Here is a 6,091-nt window from a genome sequence, read left to right as displayed (position 1 = left end):
CTCTGGCGGCAGATCCGCCGCATTGACCACGACCATGGCCAGCGTGGCGGACGACCGAGCCAGGCTGTCGGTGATGCTCAGCTGGAAGCGCAGTGTGGCGTCGACTGGCGTTTCGGGGGCAATCCAGCGCGCCACCGCCTGATCGGCGTCCATCAACGTGACCGAAGGACCGTCGATCTGGCTCCACGCGTAGCTGAGCCCGCCGCCCGCCGGGTCCAGGCTGCCCGATCCGTCCAGCGAGACCTCCACACCGGCGTCGACACGCGCCGGCGCCGATGCAATGGCCTCCGGCAGATCGGGATCACCGCCACCGCCCGGGGCTCCGTCGAGAATGTCGATGATGATCCGGTTGTCCGGAATCAGACTGCGGGCATCCTCCACCGAGGTGATCAGCAGGCTGAACTGCTCGGTGGGCTCGACAACGTCGTCCGCCAGCACCGGCAGCCGTACCAGCGCGATGCGTGCGCCGGCCGGGATGGTCAGCGTGTCCTGAATCATCGCGAAGTCGACATCGGCGGTCGCGGTGTCACCGGCGGCCACGGCCGTCTCCACGCTGACCGTCACGGGGAAGCCCACCGCGCGATCCAGCGTCAGGCTCACGATGGCCACGGTTCCGCTGGGCCCTTCGGTGACCCGGGCGCGGCCGTCGGCCATCAGCGCCGGCGTGTTCGGTACACCGAAGCACAGATCAGCCGGATCGTTCGGACAAAGATCGTCCAGGTCCGACACACCGTCGCCGTCGGTATCCGCCAATGTCGGATCGCCGGCGGTCAGAATCGGGGCCAGCGCGACCTCGTCGCGGTTGTTCACGCCATCGCCGTCACTGTCGGCCGTGGCATCGAGCAGGCTGGGGTCGCTCTGCAGCGTCGTCACATCCGTGAGCAGCAGCAGACGGGACAGATAGGCCCGCGCGCGGTCCGCCGCCTGGGCAGCCCGCACGTCCACCTCGGTCGCGAATACCGGGCACTGGGCATCGAAGGCGGCCCGCTCCGGGGACTCCGGTGGCAGGCTGGCGAGAAATTCCTCGGCGACCAGACAACCCTCCGGCGGCGTCTGGAAGCTGTCGGCGAACCGGCGCGCCATCCAGACATCCGAATACTCACCATCCGGCAAGGCATCGGAGGTGGTCTGCTCATCAATGAACCCGGCCAGCTCCACGTACTCGGGCAGCTTTCCATTGTCGGGATCCAGCACCGTCTCCAGACGATCCAGCAGATCACCCAGCCCGCCCGGCAGCGGTCCGGCACGCAGCTTGTCGGTGAATGCCGTCAGCCATTCCCGCGTCTGCGCCGGCACTCGCGAGTTGAACAGGACAGGGGTCGGCGCGGCATTGACGCGCGCCTCGTCGGTCAGAATCTTCTGCGCCACATAGGCGACCCGGGTCGCGGACCAGTCCACCGGCGCATCGGCGGTGACGACCAGCACCTGCTCCAGCCAGGCAATCAGTTGCTTCTTCCAGGCCTCGGCGTCGCTCCACTGCGGCTCGGTGGCGAGGAATCGGGGCAGCGTCGCATCGTCCTGCGGCGCCAGCATGCGCTGGTGAACCCAGGTGTCGGCATCGCGCTGCAGCCAGGCCTCCAGCACCGCGCCTCCACCGGCCGGAACCCGCGCCGCCGGGAATTCGGCGCGCTCCAGCGCCATGTCGGCATTGCCGCGTAGCAGGCTCGGCGCGAAGGCATCGGCGTTGAGCGCCGAGGCGTTGAGGTCGGCCTCGGTCAGACGATCATCCAGCCGCCAGGCGCGTGTGCCATCCAGCGCGTGTCCGGCGGCCAGTGTCCACTGACCACCGACAATCTCGCGCCGCTGCTGCAACGCGCTTTCGATCAGATATTCCACCTCGTACAGACGGCGGGCGTTCGGAAATTCCTTGTAGCGCTGGGTCCGGCGGGCGTAGGTCTCGCTGATCAGCGTCTCGCCGGTCTGCGGATCGGTTTCCTCGTTCTCGCCGTCCAGCGGCGTCAGCTTGGGATCGACCGGATCATCCACGCGAGTGCCACGCAGCCGCTCGTCGAAATCGCTCCAGCCATCGGCATCGGTGTCGCGGGGCTGACCGGTGGCCGGATCAATGTCATCGGCGCGCAGCCACTCGTCGAAGTCGCTCCAGCCATCGCCGTCGCTGTCGACAAAGCGGTCATCGGTCAGTGGATCGCTGCCGATGGCCGCCTCAACCAGATCGGGAATGCCGTCGTTGTCGCTGTCGCGGCGCTCGCCCCGTGGGTCCGAGCTCGCGATGCGGAAGTCACGCTGCATCGACGCCAGCGCGGCACCGCCCGGTTTGGTGACATCGACGCGCACGGCGTATTGCCCATCGCGAATCAGATGCACCGTCGCGCCGGCATAGCCGCCCGGCAGCGCGGTCGGCGCCTGACAGCCGGAGCTTTGCTGGGAGCCACAGAGCAACGCGTCCAGGCGCGTGTCGCCGTTCACGCGAATCGTCAGGCGGACCTGCGGTTCCTTCAGCAACTCGGCCGACAATCCGGCCGACACGGCGATGGTGCCGTCGTAAAGCCCGCCGTCTGGCGACAGGCGCAGCTTCGGCTCAGGCCCGGCCGTCGCGGCATCGCGATCGGTGGATTGCAAACCGGCCAGCGAGATGGCCGGCTGGCCCGGCGTCATCGGCACCGAACTGGCGGCCAGTTCGTTGACCAGAATCTGCTGCGAGCCGCTGGCGGAAAATACCGGCCCATCGGCGCCGACATAGTTCGGCACCCATTGCCCGGCGTTCGCACCGAACACCGTACCGGCGACCGGATCGACGACCCACAGGTCCGGGTTGTCACCATCAAACAGCGCACTGCCCTGCGCCAGCGTGGTGACAGCCATTGCGGCCAACGCCGCAAGCATTCGGCGAGACACAATCACGAGGCACCTCCGGTGGACGCAGCGGCCTGGCCGGAGGACGACTCCGATTCCAGCCAGGGCGTCTGGCGCCATTGCCGGATGCGGTTGTCCGCCGTGAAGTAGACGATCTGATAGCGGTAGTCGTAGCCGACCAGGCGAGTCTGGCGGTCGTAGTAGGCGAGCTGGAAGCCACCGTTGAAATCCGGGTCTTCGATCAGCTTGATGAACGGATCGGCCAGCACATCGATCGGATCGGCCCGCACGCCGCCAATGCGGTCGAAGTGCAACCGGTCGATCAGCGGCGACACCTCCATCCAGTCACCGATGGCGCCGTCCGGTCCGCGCGCCTGGCGGTACACGACGAAATCCAGCACGTTGCCCAGTGCCGCTCGCAGCTCGCTGCTTTCGGCCAGTGAACACGCGGGTTCGATGAAGGCCCCTTCGCTGCGGGGTTTCTCGTTGAAGCCGAGAATCTCGGCGAGATTGCAGGCGGAGATGCTCACACCCCGAAACGCCGGTGCCAGCGGAATCAGCACCGCGGTCTGTTCCTCCAGGTCCGTCGGATTCAGATCAATCCCCTGGAGCAAAGCCAGCGCGTCGCCTTCCGGCGCCTGCTCCACCACCGGCCAGGGCAGATACTCGGGTGCGACAAAGCTGTCGGAGCGCTCGCTGCAAAGCGGCGCGCTCCATGGCGACACCGGCGCATCGACGCCCTCGGCCGACGGCCCGATGGCACGCAGGCGCAGACACCAGCGCTCACCCGCGTCGTCGGCATCAGCCAGCAACTGGGGAATATCCAGCCCCTGCGAAAGCACATCGGTCGTGATCGCCCCGCCGGCGTTCGGCACGGCCCGCACCACGGTGCCGCCGTCCGCGCTGTCGCGCTCGCGGGTCAGCTCGACCATGGTCACCGTGACCGGTTCGGGCGACAGCTTCCAGCGCGCCGTGGCGCGGGTGTCTGCGAACTCCAGCGCCACCGGTTGCGGCGTCGACGGTGCGGCGAACTGCTGCCCGCCCGCCGCGATACAGCCGGCGAAGCTGCTGGCCGACAGGTTGTTGTGCTCGTCCTGGGTCACGGCGTGGAAGCAGCCAACCCCGGCGTCGAGCTCATAGCCGTCGATCACCTCCGGCGTGTCCGTGCCGCAGGAGGTCGCTACCCGCGTATTGCGGCCGGCAATCTGCCGGAACAACGAGCCGCAGGTCCCTGGCGGAAACTCGACGTTGACGTAAACCGCGCCCGGCACCGATTCACCCGGCTCGGCGGCGCGGCGATCGCAGCCGTCACGAACAATGGCGACATCACCCGAATCGCAGAATCGCGCACCGTCGCCCACCGGCATGTTGCAGTAGCGGGCGTCCACGCCCTTGTCCGGCGGCTGGATCTGGTATTGCAGGGTGAAGAAGCCATCGCAAAGCCCCTGCTGGGTGACCAGCCGGCAAAGCGTGTCGGTGGACGCATCCGCCTCACGCACCGCGAAGGTCTGGGTCGGCGGCGGCAGGTTGGTGCTGTTGCCGCAGGCCACGCCGAGGCGGCGGCCGGTCTGGATGCCGTCGCGCAGCGTCCAGGCGGTGGTCGCATTCACCACGTCCAGACGGCAGTCGCAGTTCTCGTCGCTGTCGGTCTCGAATCCGACCGTCGGCGGCTCCGGCGCCAGACGCTGCGGGAAGATCGCCCGGACCGGCGCCGATAGCAGGCTCGCCCGCGACCCGTTGGTCACGCTGGCGATGCGGTACCAGTACACCACGCCGGGATCAGCGGCCGGCGTCTCGTCGATCAGCCGAATCTCGGGCCGTTGGCCGTCGCCGATCAGCTCACGGCTGAGCTTGGCATTCTTCGCCAGGACCGAATCGGGGCCGAAGGCCGGCTTGTCGGCATCGCACTGAGCGCCGGCGGCAAGCTGACCCGCGGCGATCAGCCGACGCTCGTCGGTGTCGCTGTAACCGTCACCGTCGGAATCCTTGAAGGCCGACGCCTGCTCGAAGGTCTCGAAGCGATAGACGCGGTAGTCCGCGACATCCACTGACACCGCGCGCCGTGGATCGGTGTTGCAGTTCGCGGTGGGACCAACGATCTCCAGCCGGTTGGTCTGCCGCGCTTCCAGCGGATTGCAGATCTGGTCACCGCCGAGGAAGGTTTCGACAAAGCTGTCGTAGGTGATGTCGTCCCAGGCCAGTTCCATGTGGCCGGGGGCGGCGCCGGTGTCGGCGTAGGCACGCACGTCCCAGGGCGCTGGCGGCCGGGCCAGATCGTCGACCAGCACGATGGCGCCCGAGGTCGGTCCGTACTGACCGGCGAAATCACGGGCCACCAGGTAGTAGGCGCGGCGATCACCGGCGCGCACGTCGGCGGCCAGCAGCTCGTCCTGGGTTTCCAGGAACACCGGCTCGTCACCCTGGGCGCCATCGATGGTCAGCAGCACCTCGTTGACCTTCTCCAGCCCGTCGAAGCGCACGGTGCCGGTGCTGTCATGCCCGCGACCGGCCGCCTCCGTCGCCAGCGAGCGAACCGGTGCATCGGTCATCGACGCCGGTACGTTGTCCGTGCTGCGGTAGAGGTCGTAACCGGCGATGAACACGTTGGAGGCCAGCGCATCGGCGGCGCTGGTCGACGACGGCGCGCGCCAGCTCAGCGCCACGCTGTGATGATCGCGCTGATGCTCCAGCGCATCGCAACTCCCCTGCTCCACCTGACGGAAATCGCGGGCGGGCAGCACCTGCCCCGGTGTCGTCGTATCCACGGTCACCCGACCAACCCGCGCCTCGCGCCCGTCGACATGCCGCGCCCTCAGCTCGTAGTCATGGCTGCGCGCGGTGATCTCGGTGTTGACAAAGGCGCGATACCGGGCACGGGCGATGTTGATGTCGGCCCGGGAGGCCAGACTCGCGTAGGTGATGTCGGCAGCCAGCCGCGCGGCCAGCGCAGCCGGAAAGTCGGAGGCGTCGAAATCGTCGACCGCGTCATCCTGCAAGGCCAGCTTCTTCAGCGCGGTCAGCGATTCCAGCCGGCGGCGCTCCTGGCTCGGCGCGGCGTACATCGCCTCGATCTCGTCGGCCGGCATCACCCCGATGGCCGGGAAATCCGCGAGCGGCGAGCCGTCCTTGTAGAGCACGAAACCGGCGATGTCTGCCGGCAGCTGGCCCTCGATGACATCCCAGCGCAGATACACCACGGGCTGGCCCTGCCCCGTGGATGACAACGAACCGGCCGGCGCCATCTCCCCCACAAAGTAGAAGGTGCCGGACGACACGG

General features: G+C 68.0%; 2 protein-coding genes. Both read right to left on the bottom strand.

Annotation, left to right across the window (positions count from 1 at the left end):
• Positions 1 to 2,823 (bottom strand): Calx-beta domain-containing protein (locus ABNS06_RS15095; RefSeq protein ID WP_348675421.1); only part of this gene is annotated, 2,823 nt, incomplete at its 3' end.
• Positions 2,824 to 2,858: 35 nt separating this feature from the next.
• On the bottom strand, positions 2,859 to 6,091 hold a 3,233-nt coding region (locus tag ABNS06_RS15090; RefSeq protein WP_348675420.1), incomplete at its 5' end, for a hypothetical protein.

The sequence above is a fragment of the uncultured Abyssibacter sp. genome (assembly GCF_964000955.1).
Lineage (GTDB): Bacteria > Pseudomonadota > Gammaproteobacteria > Nevskiales > OUC007 > Abyssibacter.
This window is presented reverse-complemented; position numbering and strand designations above follow the sequence as displayed.